The 17,365-nt window shown below is 69.9% G+C and carries 9 protein-coding genes; 4 read left to right on the top strand and 5 right to left on the bottom strand.

The annotated features are described in order from the left end of the window. Nucleotides 1–3: 3 nt before the first annotated feature. Nucleotides 4–507: a carboxymuconolactone decarboxylase family protein gene (locus tag ACZ7MX_RS07035; RefSeq protein WP_472130042.1), complete on the bottom strand. Its 504-nt coding sequence runs from the start codon at nucleotides 505–507 to the stop codon at nucleotides 4–6. A 47-nt stretch (nucleotides 508–554) separates the two neighbouring features. Here ACZ7MX_RS07035 and pdxR point away from each other — a divergent pair, with 47 nt between their 5' ends. Further along, nucleotides 555–1,976 (top strand): MocR-like pyridoxine biosynthesis transcription factor PdxR, encoded by a 1,422-nt coding sequence (pdxR, locus tag ACZ7MX_RS07030; RefSeq protein WP_472130040.1) that lies wholly within the window; start codon nucleotides 555–557, stop codon nucleotides 1,974–1,976. 43 nt (nucleotides 1,977–2,019) lie between these two features. On the opposite strand, the gene ACZ7MX_RS07025 is transcribed toward pdxR, so the two are convergent. The 4 genes from ACZ7MX_RS07025 to ACZ7MX_RS07010 all read right to left on the bottom strand — a co-directional run bounded on the left by ACZ7MX_RS07025 (nucleotide 2,020) and on the right by ACZ7MX_RS07010 (nucleotide 7,628). Then, nucleotides 2,020–2,328 carry a hypothetical protein gene (locus ACZ7MX_RS07025; protein WP_472130038.1) on the bottom strand — a complete coding sequence of 103 codons (309 nt, stop codon included), beginning with the start codon at nucleotides 2,326–2,328 and terminating at the stop codon, nucleotides 2,020–2,022. 4 nt (nucleotides 2,329–2,332) lie between these two features. Beyond that, nucleotides 2,333–6,184: a DUF6531 domain-containing protein gene (locus ACZ7MX_RS07020; protein WP_472130037.1), complete on the bottom strand. Its 3,852-nt coding sequence runs from the start codon at nucleotides 6,182–6,184 to the stop codon at nucleotides 2,333–2,335. Then, the gene (locus tag ACZ7MX_RS07015; protein WP_472130035.1) at nucleotides 6,181–6,915 is read right to left on the bottom strand and encodes a WXG100 family type VII secretion target; all 735 of its coding nucleotides are present in this window, start codon (nucleotides 6,913–6,915) and stop codon (nucleotides 6,181–6,183) included. Before ACZ7MX_RS07015 ends, ACZ7MX_RS07020 begins: the two co-directional genes overlap by 4 nt. Before the next feature lie 167 nt (nucleotides 6,916–7,082). Then, complete coding sequence (locus tag ACZ7MX_RS07010; RefSeq protein ID WP_472130033.1) at nucleotides 7,083–7,628, bottom strand: GNAT family N-acetyltransferase; 546 nt, start codon at nucleotides 7,626–7,628, stop codon at nucleotides 7,083–7,085. Between the two features lie 516 nt (nucleotides 7,629–8,144). On the opposite strand from ACZ7MX_RS07010, the gene ACZ7MX_RS07005 reads away from it, so the two are divergent. The 3 genes from ACZ7MX_RS07005 to ACZ7MX_RS06995 all read left to right on the top strand — a co-directional run bounded on the left by ACZ7MX_RS07005 (nucleotide 8,145) and on the right by ACZ7MX_RS06995 (nucleotide 17,315). After that, nucleotides 8,145–15,464, top strand: a complete 7,320-nt coding sequence (locus tag ACZ7MX_RS07005) for an Ig-like domain repeat protein (RefSeq protein WP_472130031.1) — start codon at nucleotides 8,145–8,147, stop codon at nucleotides 15,462–15,464. A 235-nt stretch (nucleotides 15,465–15,699) separates the two neighbouring features. Next, nucleotides 15,700–16,107: a hypothetical protein gene (locus tag ACZ7MX_RS07000; RefSeq protein ID WP_472130030.1), complete on the top strand. Its 408-nt coding sequence runs from the start codon at nucleotides 15,700–15,702 to the stop codon at nucleotides 16,105–16,107. 17 nt (nucleotides 16,108–16,124) lie between these two features. Next, the gene (locus ACZ7MX_RS06995; protein WP_472130028.1) at nucleotides 16,125–17,315 is read left to right on the top strand and encodes a glutathionylspermidine synthase family protein; all 1,191 of its coding nucleotides are present in this window, start codon (nucleotides 16,125–16,127) and stop codon (nucleotides 17,313–17,315) included. Nucleotides 17,316–17,365: the final 50 nt, after the last annotated feature.

Below are 17,365 nucleotides of genomic sequence, written 5' to 3'. Positions count from 1 at the left end.
GGTTCAGGCCCTCCCCGGGGTCATGCGGGTGCTCACGCCGAAACGGTTCCAGGCGTTGATGGTGGTGATCAGGGCGATGAGCTGGGCGAGCTCGGGCTCCTCGAAGTGGGCCGCGGCCCGCTCGTAGACCTCGTCCGGCACGAAACCTTCCGTCAGGACGGTCACGGCCTCGGTCAGCGCCAGCGCCGCCCGCTCCTTGTCGGTGTAGTACTCCTCGGCCTCCGCCCAGGCACTCAGCAGATAGATCCGCTCCTCGGTCTCCCCGGCCCCGCGGGCGTCCCTGATGTGCATGTCGAGGCAGAAGGCGCACTTGTTGAGCTGGGACGCCCGGATCTTGACCAGCTCGACCAGCGTCGGGTCCAGGCCCTTCTTCGCCGCCGCGTCCAGCGCGATCATGGCCTTGTAGACCTCGGGCGCGAGCTTCGCCCACTGCATCCGGGGACCGGCGGATCCCGTCGATTCCGTCGCTGCCGCTGCTGTCGTCGCTGTCGTCGCTGTCGTTGTCATGCCTACGAAGCTACGACCGCAGTGGCACACCGGTATGGTCCACTTCCATGGCGGATTCCTGGGCCACTTTCGGTCGCGACCTGCACCTGGACCTCACCGGCCCCGGCGGGCTGCGGGCCGCCCTGATCGGCGCGCTGCGGGACGCCGTACGGACCGGACGGCTGGCCCCCGGCACCCGGCTGCCCTCCTCCCGCTCGCTCGCCACCGACCTCGGCATCGCCCGCAACACCGTCGCCGACGCCTACGCCGAGCTCGTCGCGGAGGGCTGGCTGAGCGCCCGCCAGGGCTCCGGCACCCGGGTCGCCGACCGCGTCGAGCCGCTGGGGGCCGCCCCCGCCCGGGCCCGCCGCCCGCCCGGCCCGGCCACCCGCCCCGGCCGACCGCGCTTCGACCTCACCCCGGGCACCCCGGACGTCTCCGCCTTCCCCCGCACCGCCTGGCTCGCCGCCGCCCGCCGTGCGCTGACCGCCGCCCCCAGCGAGGCGTTCGGCTACGGCGATCCGGCCGGCCGCCCCGAACTGCGCGCCGTCCTCGCCGACTACCTCGCCCGGGCCCGCGGGGTCCGCACCGACCCCGACCGGATCGTCGTCTGCACCGGCTTCATGCAGGGCCTGGCGCTGCTCGCCCGCACCCTGGGCACCGGCCGGCTAGCCGTCGAGTCGTACGGGCTGGACTTCCACCGCGACGTCATCACCCGCGCCGGACTGGGCACCGTCCCGCTCGTCGTCGACGCGCACGGCGCCCGCACCGAGGACCTGTCCGGGCTCGACGACGTCCGCGCGGCCCTGCTCACCCCCGCCCACCAGTTCCCCACCGGCGTCCCCCTGCACCCCGACCGCCGCGCCGCCGCCGTCAACTGGGCGCGGGCCACCGGTGGTTACGTCCTGGAGGACGACTACGACGGCGAGTTCCGCTACGACCGGCAGCCCGTCGGCGCCCTCCAGGGCCTCGACCCCGACCACGTCGTCTACCTGGGCACCGCCAGCAAGAGCCTGGCCCCCGCCCTGCGGCTGGCCTGGATGGTGTTGCCGGACCGCCTCGTCGACCCGCTGCTGGCCGTCAAACGCACCGGCGAATGGTCCTCCGGCCAGCTGGAACAGCTCACCCTCGCCGAGTTCCTCTCCTCCGGCGCCTACGACCGGCACCTGCGCGGGATGCGGCTGCGCTACCGGCGCCGCCGCGACCAGCTCGTCGCGGCCCTCGCCGAGCGGGCACCGCACGTCCACGTCTCCGGCATCGCCGCCGGCCTGCACGCCGTCCTCGAACTCCCGCCCGGCACCGAGCAGTCCATCGTCCAGGCCGCCCGCTGGCAGGGCCTCGCCCTGGACGGCCTCACCCACTTCCACGCCCCCACCGCTCCTGACACCCCCCGAGACGCCCTGGTGGTGGCATACGGCAGGCCACCGGAGCACGCCTTCGCGAACGCACTGGACGCGCTGTGCAGGGCGCTGCCCGGGCATCAGGACTGAGGGCGTCCGTCGTCTGCCGAACGCGGATCACGCGAGGTCACATTCAAGATGTCCAGTCGACCGAATCCACGGCGGAAACATTGCCTTGCGAGAGTTCCAGGAGAAGGGCCACGACGTCGTCCCATGAATCAAGCACGGCCTCGCGAGGCGGTGGCGCGTCCGAGCTTTCCACGTTCTCCCACACCACGGACCGGTCCGGATAAACGCTGAGCGACCAGCCGGACTCGTGGTTCAGGGCGACATCTGCATGCTCGTCATCGGAGTTCTGCAGCTCTGCCAGGATCCGACGAATCCGGGATTCGTCCGGCTCGTCGATGGATTCCCCCATGACGGTGTACATGAAGTAAGACATACAGCTACCTGCTCCTACGATTCGGGGGTGCGCCGTTCGGGATGGCCCACTCAGCGTATCCACCCGAGTTGCCGGGATGCAGGACATCCCACCAGGGTGACCCCGGGGTGTGCTGGTAGGTCGGTACCAGGCGCATCACACCGGTACGGCCACCGGCGTTGGACGAGGGTTCGTGCTGCCACGTGTGCCCCACCGGCGTGCGCCTGCCTCCGGCTGAACTCACTCGTTGTGCGATACCGGGAGAGAACTGGTCCAAATGCCTGCCGAGTTCAGGATCGGCCCGTATTGCGGCGTCGAGAGCTTCGTTGGCCCGGTTGAAGTGCACGCTGCGACTCCGTCCGTAGTCGGCTCTGTCCAGTTCCATTTCGTAGAGCGACGTATACCCGCGTGGGTTGATCGGCCGTCCGGTCTGCGGGCACCTTCCGGGGGAGAGGCCGAGCGTATCGATCCAAAGGAGTGGGTTGTCGACGTACGCGACGGGGTTCGGGGCGGGTGCGAGCCCCAGGGGGTCGGGGCTGAGAAAGCGGGCGCTTTGCGGGTCGTAGGTGCGGAAGTAGTTGTAATGGAGTTCGGTCTCCGGGTCGAAGTACTGGCCGGGAAATCGAAGCGGGGTGTAGGCGCTGGCGTCGGTGTTCCAGGTGGTGGTACCCCACAGAGTGGTGCGGGTGCGGGCGGCCACGGTGCCGTGCTCGTCGAGGAGCTCGGTGGGCGTGCCCACGAGATCGGTGGCGATGGCGAAGAAGCGCTGGTCGATCTCGTGTTGGGGAGTGTGGGCCGCCGTGAGACGCTCGCGCTGGGTCAGGGGCGTATGGCCCTGATGGTCCCAGGTCAGGGTCAACTGGCTGGAGTGCCCGTGGACGAGGGTGGTCTGCTCACACAGGTTGGTACCGTCCCAGGTGAAGACCACCTGCTCGGCGATGTGCTGCCCGTCCTCGCTCAGTCGTAACTTGGCGGTACGGCGGCCGAGGGGGTCGTAGGTGTAGCGCCAGGTGGTGCCGTCCGGGGTGATGCAGCCGATCAGACGGTCTTCGGCGTCCCAGGTGTAGCGCCAGGTGTCAGCTTTGCGGGAGAGACGTGTCGTCCGGCGCAGCGTGGTACGGCCGGCAGCATCGTATGCGTAGCTCACGGCGCCGGCACGGTTGATGCGGGTACCGGTGTAGGTGCGCTCGCCCCGGGCCTCGGGGCCGGGGTGGCGGTCGGGCCACGTGGCCCGGGTCTGGTTTCCGGCCGTGTCGTAAGCGTAGGTCTCGGTCCAGTTGGGGGCGGAGACGGTGGTGACCCGACCGGCGGCATCGAGCTCGAAGCGACGGACACCGTTGAGACGGTCCTCGATGCTGGTGAGGTATCCGTCGGCACGGTAGGTGTAGCCGCGGTGCTGGAGGGTTTCCGATGCCGAGGTGATGTGCTGGTCGATGAGGCGGCCGAGGGCGTCGAAGGTGTGGGCGAAGGCGATGTCGCCGACACTGCGTGCGCGTTCCTGGCCGGCGGCGTCGTGGGCGAAGGCCACGGTCCGGCCGGAGACGTCAAGTTCGCTGCATCGTCCGGCTGCGTCGTAGGTCCACCGGCTCACCGCACCGGTGGGGGTGGTGCGCGATATTCGACGCCCCAGGGGATCGTAGGTGAAGGTCGTGGTACGGCCGTTCACCGTCTCGGCGATCAGCGCTCCGAACTGGTCGTACACAAAGGTGAGTTCGCTGCCGGGGCCGGTGATCCGAGTGGCGCGCCCGGTGGCGTCGTAGCTGTAGGTGGTGAGTGCGCCACCGACGTCCTTGGTGATTCTGCGGCCCAGCGCGTCGTGGGTGAAGCGGATCGTGTGGCCGAGCGCGGTGGTGCGCGAGGTCAGCCGGCTCGCCGCGTCGTAGGTGTAGGTCTGGGTGCGGCTGTCGAAGTCCGTCTCGGATATCAGACGGCCGGCCTCGTCGTACTCGTAGCACCAGGTCAGCCCTTGGGCGTTGGTGGCCTTCGTGAGCCTGAGTTCGCTGTCGTGTGTGAACTCGTGGCGGACACCGTTCGTGTCCGTGCGCGCAGTCAGCTGGTCGAAGTGGCCGTATTCGAGGGTGGTGACCTTGCCCAAGGGGTCGGTGTGTGAGGTGCAGTTGCCCTCACCGTCGTGGACCCAGGATTCCTGGGTGCCGTCCGGGTTCAGGCGGGTCGAGAGGTGCCCCTCCACGGTCCACGTGTAGCGGGTGACGTTGCCGAGGGGGTCGATGACGGACGCAGGGCGACCGAAACGGTCCCGGCGCAGCTGTGTGACGGCGCCCAGGGGGTCGGTGATCGTGAGCGGGAGACCTGCCTCGTCACACACGACCCGGGTGGTGCTTCCCATCGGGTCGGTGACCGCGGTGAGGTTGCCGCGTTCGTCGTAGGTGAATCGCGTGGTCCGGCCGGCGGCATCGGTGACGGCAACCGGATTGCCCCTGGTGTCGTACTCCTGGCGGAAGGTGAGGCCACCGGGTTCCGTGATCTCCGCCGGGAGACCGAGGTCGGTGTAGGTGACGGTGCTGGTGGAGCCGTCCGGGCGGACGGTGGAGACGAGGTGCCCGTCCTCGTCGTAGGTGAGGTGGGTGGTGTTGCCGAGCGGGTCGGTGATCTGGACGGGCCGGTCGCCGCTGTCGTAGGTGGTACGAACCGTGTTGCCGAGCGGGTCGGTGATCGCGGTGACCTGGAGCCGGTCGTTGACGAGGTACCGGGTCGAAAAGCCTTCGCCGTTGGTGCGGGTGGTGGTGCGGTGCCCCGTCTCCGGGTCGGGCTCGCCGTAGGTGAACCGATTGGCCAGGTGACCTTCGGCGCCGGACTGGGCCGTGCAGCGGTGGCGGTGGTCGTAGGTGTACTCGTAGCGGGAGTCGTTGGAGTCGACCCAGGCGACCATGCGGTGATCGCCGTCGTACTCGAATTGGGTTACGGCTCCTGCGGAGTTGGTGACGGCGGTGAGGTTGCCGTCGTCGTCGTGCGCGTAGGAGCGGATCAGCTGGTCCGAGCCGTCGTCGGCGGCGCCGGCAAGGTGGAGGGCAGTGAGGCGGCCGTTCTCGTCGCAGGTCAGTTTCAGCTCGTAGCCGGCGCTGTGGCGGATCGCGTACGGGATGCCGGTCTCGTCCGCGTAGTCGAAGGTGATCCGGTGCCCGTTGCGGTCCGTGATCTCGTCGGGCAGGGCCAGGCCGGGGGCGTGCAGGGCATCGCTGAAGTAGCGGGTGTGTCCGGTCCCGGGGTCGTTGACGGCCCAGTCGCCCTGGAGGGTGCGCATCAGGGGCCAGCGCGGGCCGTGTTGGGGCAGTACGCGCTCGCCTGTCTCCGGGACGGGGTAGCGCAGCAGCATCCCGGCCTCGGTGACGAAGATGACCTCGTCGGCGCCGATCTCCAGGCGCTGGTCGAGGGTGGAGGACCAGGACGGGCCGATATGGCGTCCGATGCGGGTCGAGGACTCGTACTTACGGGAGAAGACCAGCGGAAGGGCGCCGGGCAGAGCGATGTCGGTCTGGGTCAGGAACACCCTGCCCGTGGCGAGGTCCACGGGGTCGGTGCCATCGGTGCACTTGCCCTCGTCCTGGCGGTTCTTGTCGTGGGGGTGGCCGGCGTCGGCCTCCTCGTGGGCCCCGCCCGTCCGGCCCCCGCCCGACGGCCGACCGCCCCCGCCCGTACCGTGCGGCGCGTGCGGCATGCCCTCCTTGTCGCCCTTGAGGTGCTTGCCGAATGCCGCGGCCTGCTTGGCCTCGTTCTCCGCGTGGTTGGTGGCGACCTGCTTCATCCGGTGACCCGTCCCGTGGTACAGGTCCTCGACCGCCTTGCCCGCGTCCTTGCCGAGGGTCTTGCCCAGCTTCTCCGCCGCGTGCTCCAGCGCCTTGACGATCGGATTGCTCATTCGAAGCTCGCCCCCGCAGCCTTCGTCTGGAATTCCGCGGCGTGCGACGCCACCGTCCGCGCATGCTCGTGCAGCTTCTCCGCGCGCGCGTGCAGCGCCTCGGGGTGGATGGAGAAACTCTCCCCCGCACGCCGCCCGGCCCCGCCGGCGGAGACCCCGAGGGCGGACTCGGCGGCCTGGAAGACCAGACCGCCCACCGCCTTGCCGACGGTCTCGATCAGCGGATCGACGGCCGCCTCGATGACCTGGCCGATGATGTACTGCTCCAGCTGCTGGACGAGGTAGTCCATGAGCTTCTCGGCCGCTTCCACCACCAGCGCTTCGGCCGCCTCCGCGATCCCGAGGGTGGCGACCGCGGCGGCCTGGTCGGCGATGAACGTGATGGCCAGCACGGTCAGTTCGGCGATCGCCTCCAGCTTCATCGCCACGATCGTGTCCGCCGCGATGTCCAGCGCGTCGGCCACCACATGGCAGGCGTTGACCAGCTCCGTCATGTGGCTGTCGGACATCTGGCCCCACTTGGCCAGCAGCGCCTCGTAGGACGCGCCCTGGTAGACGTCCTGCAACTGCTTGACCGTGGACGTGGATTCCTTGTGGGTGTCATCCACCTTCTGCGCGAAATCCCGCACGTGAGAGGCGAATTCGCGGACCTTGTCCTCGTCGATGTTCGGCCAGTTCACCCCGATGAACTGGAGGAACGACACCACCTGTTCGGGCAGCTCGATCGCCATACTGCTTCCCCCTTGTCGCAGCCACACAGCAGCTCATCAGACGACGTTCAAGCGGGCGCCAGGGGGAAGCAAACGAATGCCCTAGGCAGGGTCAGTGGTGCGTCTACTGGGCGGGGATTGGCCAGAAACTGCCCCTCTGCGGTCAACTCACCTGATAGCGCTGGGAGTTACAGCTCCCGCACGAACGACACCCGGTCCAGGCCCGGACCGTCGTAATCCGCGTGCACCGGGGTGCCGTGCTCGTCGAGGTGGTCGCCCGGCTCCAGACGGAAGCCCATGCGGGTGTGGTACGCGACGGAATCACGGTTGTTGGGACTGGTGATGCAGCGGACCTGGGTGCGGCCGGCCTCACGGGCGAGGGCGAAGAAGCGCTCGTAGAGAGCCCTGCCGATGCCGGCGCGCTTGCCGTCCGGGCAGACCCCGACGAAGTGGATATAAGCCGCTGCCGAGTCGGTCTGGGACAGAAAGCCGATCAGGAAGGCGTGCAGGGTCCGGTCCGGGCGCTCGACGAGAAAACTGGTGCCCGCGAAGTGCTGCAGGAAGAGCCTCGGCACGAGCAACTTCCGCTGCAACGCGCCCGCTTCACCGCCCAGGCCGCCCCACCAGTCGGCCAGCGCCACCTGGAGGCGTGGGTGGTCCGACGGTGCGGGGTGGCGCAGCGTCAGGCCGCCCGGCATTGCGCCGGGCGAGGGCACCGGAGCGCTTTCAGTCATGGCGTCACCTTTCCGAACGTTTCCGAAGGTTCCCAGAACTTTGCGGGCCCTTGCGGCCCCTTGCGGGCCTTTGCGAACGTTTCCGAACTTTGCCGACCTTTCCGGCTGAGAGGCCGGCCTCGTTGCCCGGAGCCGGCCTCGTTGCCGGGGCCGGCCTCGTTGCCCGGGGGCGGACCCGGCAACGAAATGTACCGACCGCATGTGCCCCCGGTGTGGTCCGCGAAGTGTCCACGCCCGCGGAGTGCGCCGTGCGTGACGCGCGGCCGCCGAGCGCTGCGCTATCCGGGGGAAACGGGGGAGCGGCTATGGCGCGTACGAGTGAACGGCGCGCCTACTGATGCTATCGATCGGCGGTTTGCCACCTGTCGGGGGAGGACACCGGTACGCGGCAGTCCGGGACGCCGGCTGCCCTGACCGCCCACCCCCTCGTACAGGAAGTCGTCGCTCACTGCGGCCTTCCGGGCCAGGTGGGGGCGCACGGCGCCGCCCTCCACGCACCCATCGAAGGGCCGCACCATGGCATTTACCTTCACGTTGGTGTCCGCGGCGCCGAATCCGGCGGTCTTCGGACAACCCGTGACCTTAACCGCAACCGTGATCCCGCTCGGACTGGGCACACCCACCGGCACCGTCACCTTCTCCGTGAGCGGCGGGCCCACCGTGACGGCACCGCTCGTCGGCGGTACCGCGACGGCGACCGTCAACAACGTGAGCGTCGGATTCCACACCGTCACGGCAAACTACAACGGCAGTGTCAATTTCTCCCCCTCCAGCGGTGTCGGCTCGCTCACCGTCGTGCAGGCCTCCACGACCACCACGGTCACCTCGTCCCCCGACCCCTCGCTCTTCGGCCAGACGGTCACCCTCACCGCCCATGTCGCGCCGGTCGCGCCGGGCGGAGGTACCCCGACGGGCACGGTCACCTTCGTCATCGGAGGCGGCGGGGGCGGCACCCTGACGGCGCCGCTCGTGGGCGGCAACGCCAGCGTCACCACCAACACCCTCACCGTCGGCACCCACGCCATCACCGCCACATACAACGGCAGCACCAACTACGCGGCGTCCTCCGGGACCGACACCCAGACCGTCCAGGGCATGGCAGCGACGACCACCACGGTCACGTCCTCGCCCGACCCCTCGGTGTTCGGCCAGCCGGTCACCTTCACCGCCACCGTCGCCCCCTCCCCACCCGGCCCGGGCACCCCGACCGGGACCGTCACCTTCGTCATCTCCGGCGGTCCGACGCTGACGGCGCCGCTGGTGGGCGGTACGGCGAGCGTGACCACCAGCAGCCTCAGCGTCGGCTCGCACACGGTCACCGCCACCTACAGCGGTGATGTCAACTTCACCGGTTCCAGCGGCACGGATACCCAGCTCGTCAACAAGGCGTCGACGACCACGACGGTCACCTCGTCCCCGGACCCGTCCGTCGTTGGTCAGCCGGTCACCTTCACGGCCACCGTGGCACCGGTCTCCCCGGGTGCGGGCACTCCGACCGGCACGGTCACCTTCGTCATCTCCGGCGGCCCGACGCTGACGGCGCCGCTGGTGGGCGGTACGGCGAGCGTGACGACCAGCAGTCTCAGTGTCGGCTCGCACACGGTCACCGCCACCTACAGCGGCGACGGCAACTTCAACGGCTCTAGCGGCACGGACACGCAGACGGTGAATCAGGCGTCGACGACCACGGTCGTTTCCTCGTCCCCGGACCCGTCGCTCTTCGGTCAGACGGTCACCTTCACGGCCACCGTCGCGCCCGTGTCTCCGGGTGCGGGCACTCCGACGGGCACGGTCACCTTCGTCATCGGGGGCGGTGGGGGTGGCACCCTGACGGCGCCGCTGGTGGGCGGTACGGCGAGCGTGACGACCAGCTCCCTGGCCGTCGGTACGCACACCGTCACGGCGACCTACAGCGGCGATGCCAACTTCACCGGCTCCAGCGGTACCGACACGCAGACGGTGAGCCAGGCGTCGACGACCACGGTCGTTTCCTCGTCCCCGGACCCGTCGCTCTTCGGGCAGACGGTCACCTTCACGGCCACCGTGGCACCGGTCTCCCCGGGTGCGGGCACCCCGACCGGTACGGTCACCTTCGTCATCTCCGGCGGCCCGACGCTGACGGCGCCGCTCGTGGGCGGTACGGCGAGCGTGACGACCTCCGCACTCGCCGCCGGCACCCACACCGTCACGGCCACCTACAGCGGCGACGGCAACTTCACCGGTTCCAGCGGTACCGACACGCAGACGGTGAGCCAGGCGTCGACGACCACGGTCGTTTCCTCGTCCCCGGACCCGTCGCTCTTCGGGCAGACGGTCACTTTCACGGCGACGGTCGCGCCCGTGTCCCCGGGTGCGGGCACTCCGACGGGCACGGTCACCTTCGTCATCGGGGGCGGTGGGGGCGGCACCCTGACGGCGCCGGTCGTGGGCGGTACGGCGACCGTCACGACCAGCTCCCTGACCGCCGGTACGCACACCGTCACGGCCACCTACAGCGGTGATGCCAACTTCACCGGCTCCAGCGGCACGGACACGCAGACCGTGAGCCAGGCGTCGACCACTACGGTCGTTTCCTCGTCCCCGGACCCGTCGCTCTTTGGGCAGACGGTCACCTTCACGGCCACCGTTGCGCCCGTGTCCCCGGGTGCGGGCACCCCCACGGGTACGGTCACCTTCGTCATCGGGGGCGGTGGGGGTGGCACTCTGACGGCGCCGGTCGTGGGCGGTACGGCGACCGTGACGACCAGCTCCCTGACCGCAGGTACGCACACCGTCACGGCCACCTACAGCGGCGATGCCAACTTCACCGGCTCCAGCGGCACCGACACCCAGACCGTGAACCAGGCAGCGACCACCACCACGGTCACCTCCTTCCCCGACCCCTCCGTGACCGGACAGCAGGTCATCTTCACCGCTTTCGTGGGCCCGGTGGCCCCCGGCGGCGGCGTCCCGACCGGCACCGTCGCGTTCACCGTCACCAACGGGGTCACCACGGTGAATCTCACCGGCACCCTGGACGGCGCCGGCGTCGCGACCGTCACCACCAACGGGCTGGTGACCACGGGCGTTTACACCGTCACCGCGACCTACGCGGGCGACGCCAACTTCACCGGCTCCAGCGACACCGACACCCAGACGGTCACCCCGGCCTCGACCACCACCACGGTCACCTCCTCCCCGGACCCGTCCGTGGTCGGACAGACGGTGGCCTTCACGGCCACGGTCGCCCCGGTGTCCCCGGGTGCGGGCACCCCCACCGGTACGGTCACCTTCCTCGTGACCAACGGTGTGACCACCGTGAGCCTGACCGGGACACTGAGCGGTGGCACGGTCAGTGTCAGCACCAACGGGCTGGTGACCGCCGGGACGTACTCCGTCACCGCGACCTACAGCGGAGACGGCAACTACACCGGCTCGGTCGGCACGGACACTCAGACCGTCACCCAGGCCTCCACCACCACGTCGGTCACCTCGTCCCCGGACCCGTCGGTCTTCGGCCAGCCGGTGACCTTGACGGCCACCGTCGCCCCGGTGTCGCCGGGCGCGGGCACTCCCACCGGCACGGTGACGTTCGTCGTCGCCGGCGGTCCGACGCTGACCGGCACGCTCTCGGGCGGCACGGCCAGCGTCACCACCAGTGCCATCCCGATCGGTACGCACACCGTCACGGCGACCTACAGCGGCGACGGCAACTTCAGCGGCTCCAGCGGGTCGGACACCCAGACGGTGAGCCAGGCGTCGACGACCACGTCGGTCTCCTCGTCGCCGGACCCGTCCGTGGTCGGGCAGACGGTGACGTTCACGGCCACGGTCGCCCCGGTGTCCCCGGGTGCGGGCACCCCCACCGGTACGGTCACCTTCCTCGTGACCAACGGTGTGACCACCGTGAGCCTGACCGGGACGCTGAGCGGTGGCACGGTCAGTGTCAGCACCAATGGCCTGGTGACCGCCGGGACTTACTCGGTCACCGCGACCTACAGCGGTGACGGCAACTTCACCGGTTCGGTCGGTACGGACACCCAGACCGTCGGCGTGTCGGCGACGACCACGACGGTCACCACCTCTCCCGATCCGTCGGTGTTCGGCCAGCCGGTGACCTTGACGGCCACGGTCGCCCCGGTGTCGCCGGGTGCGGGTACCCCGACGGGTCCGGTCACCTTCGTGGTCACCGGTGGTCCGACGCTGACGGCGACGCTCTCGGGCGGTACGGCGAGTGTCACCACCAGTGCCATTCCGGTCGGGACCAGCAACGTCACGGCGACCTACAGCGGTGACGGCAACTTCACCGGTTCCAGCGGGTCGGACACCCAGACGGTGACCCAGGCGTCGACGACCACGTCGGTCTCCTCGTCGCCGGACCCGTCCGTGGTCGGCCAGACGGTGACCTTCACCGCGACCGTGGCGCCGGTGTCGCCGGGGGCGGGTACGCCCACCGGCACGGTCACGTTCGTCGCTACAGACGGTGTCACGACCGTGAGCCTGACCGGGACGCTGAGTGGCGGAACGGTCAGTGTCACCACCAACGGGCTGGTCACGGCCGGGACTTACGCCGTCACAGCGACCTACGGCGGTGACGGCAACTTCACCGGTTCCGTCGGCACGGACACCCAGACGGTGACCCAGGCGTCGACCACCACGTCGGTCACGACATCTCCGGACCCCTCGGTGTTCGGCGAGCCGGTGACCTTGACGGCCACCGTTGCTCCGGTGTCGCCGGGTGCGGGTACCCCGACGGGTACGGTCACCTTCGTGGTCACCGGTGGTCCGACACTCACCGGCACCCTCTCCGGAGGCACGGTAAGTGTGACGACCAGTGCCATTCCGGTCGGGACCAGCAACGTCACGGCGACGTACAGCGGTGACGGCAACTTCACCGGTTCGGTCGGTACGGACACGCAGACGGTGAGCCAGGCGTCGACGACCACGTCGGTCACCTCGTCCCCAGACCCGTCCGTGGTCGGCCAGACGGTGACCTTCACCGCGACCGTGGCGCCGGTGTCGCCGGGGGCGGGTACGCCCACCGGGACGGTCACGTTCGTGGCCACCGACGGGGTCACGACCGTGAGCCTGACCGGGACGCTGAGTGGTGGCACGGTCAGTGTCAGCACCAACGGCCTGGTGACCGCCGGGACTTACTCGGTCACCGCGACCTACAGCGGTGACGGCAACTTCACCGGTTCCGTCGGTACGGACACCCAGACGGTGACCCAGGCATCGACGACCACGTCAGTCACGACATCTCCGGACCCGTCGGTGTTCGGGCAGACGGTGACCTTGACGGCCACGGTCGCCCCGGTGTCCCCGGGCGCCGGCACTCCCACCGGCACGGTCACCTTCGTGGTGACGGGCGGCCCGACCCTGACCGGCACCCTCTCCGGGGGCACGGCGAGCGTGACGACCAGCGCGGTGCCGGTCGGTACCAGCAACGTCACGGCGACATACAGCGGTGACAGCAACTTCACCGGCTCCAGCGGTACGGACACGCAGACGGTGACGCAGGCGTCGACGACCACGTCGGTCACGACGTCTCCGGACCCGTCGGTGTTCGGTGAGTCGGTGACCTTGACGGCCACGGTTGCGCCGGTGTCGCCGGGTGCGGGGACGCCGACTGGTACGGTCACGTTCGTCGTTTCCGGTGGTCCGACGCTGACCGGGACGCTTGTGGGCGGTACGGCGAGTGTCAGCACGAGTGCCATTCCGGTCGGGACCAGCAATGTCACGGCGACGTACAGCGGTGATGGGAACTTCAGCGGCTCGGTCGGTACGGACACGCAGACGGTGACGCAGGCGTCGACGACCACGTCGGTCACGACGTCTCCGGACCCGTCGGTGTTCGGTGAGTCGGTGACCTTGACGGCCACGGTTGCGCCGGTGTCGCCGGGTGCGGGGACGCCGACCGGGACGGTCACGTTCGTCGTTTCCGGTGGTCCGACGCTGACGGCGACGCTTGTGGGCGGTACGGCGAGTGTCAGCACGAGTGCCATTCCGGTCGGTACCAGTAACGTCACGGCGACGTACAGCGGTGACGGGAACTTCAGCGGCTCGGTCGGTACGGACACGCAGACGGTGACGCAGGCGTCGACGACCACGGTGGTCTCCTCGTCGCCGGATCCGTCCGTGGTCGGGCAGACGGTGACCTTCACCGCGACCGTGGCGCCGGTGTCGCCGGGGGCGGGTACGCCCACCGGGACGGTCACGTTCGTGGCCACCGACGGTGTCACGACCGTGAGCCTGACCGGGACGCTGAGTGGTGGCACGGTCAGTGTCAGCACCAACGGGCTGGTCACGGCCGGGACTTATGCCGTCACGGCGACGTACAGCGGTGACGGGGACTTCGCCGGCTCCAGCGGCAACGACACCCAGACGGTCACCCTGGCCTCGACCACTACCTCGGTCACAACGTCCCCCGACCCGTCGGTGTTCGGCGAGTCGGTGACCCTGACGGCCACGGTAGCCCCGGTGTCCCCGGGCGCCGGCACTCCCACCGGCACGGTCACCTTCGTGGTCACCGGTGGCCCGACGCTGACCGGGACGCTTGTGGGCGGTACGGCGAGTGTCAGCACGAGTGCCATTCCGGTCGGTACCAGCAATGTCACGGCGACCTACAGCGGTGACAGTGGCTTCAGCGGTTCGGTCGGGTCGGACACCCAGACGGTTGCGCCGGCCGTGACCACCACGTCGGTCACGACCTCCCCCGACCCGTCCGTGGTCGGGCAGTCGGTGACGTTCACGGCCACGGTCGCCCCGGTGTCGCCGGGGGCGGGGACGCCCACCGGGACGGTCACGTTCGTCGCCACCGACGGGGTCACGACCGTGAGTCTGACCGGGACGCTGAGCGGCGGAACGGTCAGTGTCAGTACCACTGGGCTGGTGACGGCCGGGGCTTACGCCGTCACGGCGACGTATGCCGGTGACGGGAACTTCATCGGCTCGGTCGGTGCGGACACGCAGACGGTGGCTCAGGCGTCGACGACCACGTCGGTGTCGACGGCCCCCGACCCGTCGGTGGTCGGTGAGTCGGTGACCTTGTCGGCCACCGTTGCTCCGGTGTCGCCGGGCGCGGGCACTCCCACCGGTACGGTCACCTTCGTGGTCACCGGTGGTCCGACGCTGACCGGGACGCTCGTGGGTGGTACGGCGAGCGTCAGCACGAGTGCCATTCCGGTCGGTACGCACACCGTCACGGCGACCTACAGCGGGGACACCGATTTCACGGCCTCCAGCGGGACCGACACGCAGACCGTGACCCAGGCGTCCACGACGACGACCGTCGCCTCCTCGCCCGACCCCTCGGTGTTCGGGGAGCTGGTGACCTTCACCGCGAACGTCGCCGTCAACTCGCCCGGGGCGGGCAGCCCGACCGGCACCGTCACCTTCGTCATCGACGGCAACACGCTGACCGGCACCGTCGTCGCGGGGACCGCGACCGTCACCACCAGCACCCTGGACGCCGGGACACACAACGTCATCGCGACCTACAACGGTGACGCCGACTTCGCCAGCTCTGTCGGGACGGACACCCAGACGGTGAACCAGGCCTCGACGCTCACCACGGTCACCTCGTTCCCGGACCCGTCCACGACCGAGCAGACGGTCACGTTCACCGCCCTCGTGGTGCCGGTGCCACCCGGCAGCGGCGTTCCGACGGGCACGGTCAACTTCACCGTCACCGACGGTGTGAACACCGTGAACCTCACCGGAACCCTGGACGGCAGCGGTGTCGCCACGGCCAGTTCCACGCTGGCCACACCCGGCAGCTACCTGGTCACCGCCAACTACACCGGAGACAGCAACTTCGGCACCTCCACCGGCACCGACACCCAGACCGTCGTGTAACCGTCCACCCCGGCAGTCGTCGGTCGCCGGCACCCACCGGCGGCCGACCATCGGCAACCGTCCACCACCGACCATCCACCGAGGTCACCCACCGATAACCGGCCACTCCGATCCATATCCACTCACTCACTCACCGCACCGTGCCGGGCCGTCCGAAGGGGCGGTCCGGCGCCGTGTCGTGTGCCCCTAAGCTTGCTCCCCGTCGTACAGATGTCCGTCCACGGGGAGACAGAAAATGGCCGAGAAAGCACGCCGTCGGCTGCGGTCGAGCACGGTGATCCTGGGCGGTATGGGTGCCCTGGCCGCCGCCCTGACGTCCTGCGGCTCCGACCCGGACAAGCGCTGCGTGGACCGCAACAGCTACGACCTCGTCAAGGGCTACCGCGTCGTCGACGCCAAGAGCTGCTCGGCCGGCAGCGGCTCGTCCACCGGCAGTTCGGGGACCGGCGGCGCCGGATCCGGTACGTCGGGCCGCGGCAAGCGGCCGGTCGACGCCCAGTGGTACTACGACCCCGACAACGGCGGCGGCAAGTACGCCGACAACGGCACCTTCAGCCGGACCACGGCCGTCAACCGCGGCGGTTTCGGCTGCTCCGGAGGCCACGGCGGGCACGGCAGCCACCACGGCTCCTTCGGCGGCTGAGCGGACACCGTACGGGCATGGAACGCCACACCATCGAGCCCCGCCCCGGCTGGCAGCAGACCGTCGAGGCGCAGGGCCTGATCTACCCGCTCACCCGTTACCCGGACGACTCGCTGCGCCCCTACTGGGACGAGAGCGCGTACTACTCCTTCACCCTCCCGGAGGTCGAGGCGCTGGAGGAGGTCGTCGAGGAGCTGCACGGCATGTGCCTGGCCGCCGCCGAGCACATCGTCGCCCGCGACCGCTTCGCCGACCTCGGGATCACCGACCCCCGGCTGGCCGCGCTGGTCGCCGAGTCCTGGCGCCGGCGCGCCGAACTCCCCTCCCTCTACGGGCGGTTCGACCTGCACTACGACGGCACCGGCCCGGCCAAGATGCTGGAGTACAACGCCGATACGCCGACCTCGCTGGTCGAGGCCGCCAGCCCCCAGTGGTTCTGGATGGAGGAACGCTTCCCCGGCGCCGACCAGTGGAACTCGCTGCACGAGCGGCTGGTCGCGGCCTGGAAGCGGCAGGCCGCGCTGCTGCCGCCGGGTGCCCCGGTGCATTTCGCGCACTCCGCGGGTGACGAGCTCGGCGAGGACCTGATGACCGTCGCCTACCTGGAGGAGACGGCCCAGCAGGCGGGCCTCGCGACGGCCGCCATCCCCGTGGAGGAGATCGGCTGGGACCGGCTCTCGGGCCGCTTCGTCGACCAGCGGCTGCGCTTCGTACGGGCCTGCTTCAAGCTCTATCCGTGGGAGTGGCTGGCCACCGACGACTTCGGTCCGCACGTCCTGGACACCCTCGACAACGGCGGCGGCACCGGCTCCACCCTCTGGATCGAACCCGCCTGGAAGATGCTGCTCTCCAACAAGGCGCTGCTGGCGATCCTGTGGGAGCTCTACCCCGGCCACCCGAACCTGCTGCCCGCCTATCTGGACGGGCCGCGCGAGCTGGCGCACACCCGCGGCTACGCCGCCAAACCGCTGCTGGGCCGGGAGGGCGCCGGCGTCACCCTGCACCAGCCGGGCGACGAGCCGGTGCTGCGCGGGCCCGACGACCCGTGCTGCTACCAGGAGTTGGCGCCGCTGCCGGACTTCGACGGGAACCGGGTGGTGCTGGGTGCCTGGGTCGTCGAGGACGAGGCGGCCGGCCTCGGCATCCGCGAGTCGGCGGGACCGGTCACGGACGAGTACGCCCGCTTCCTCCCCCATGTGATCCGCTGAGCCGGCCTTTCCCCGTGCGACCCGCCGAGCCGGTCCTTCCGCCCTGTGAT

It is taken from the genome of Streptomyces sp. NPDC107765 (genome assembly GCF_055657085.1).
This window is presented reverse-complemented; position numbering and strand designations above follow the sequence as displayed.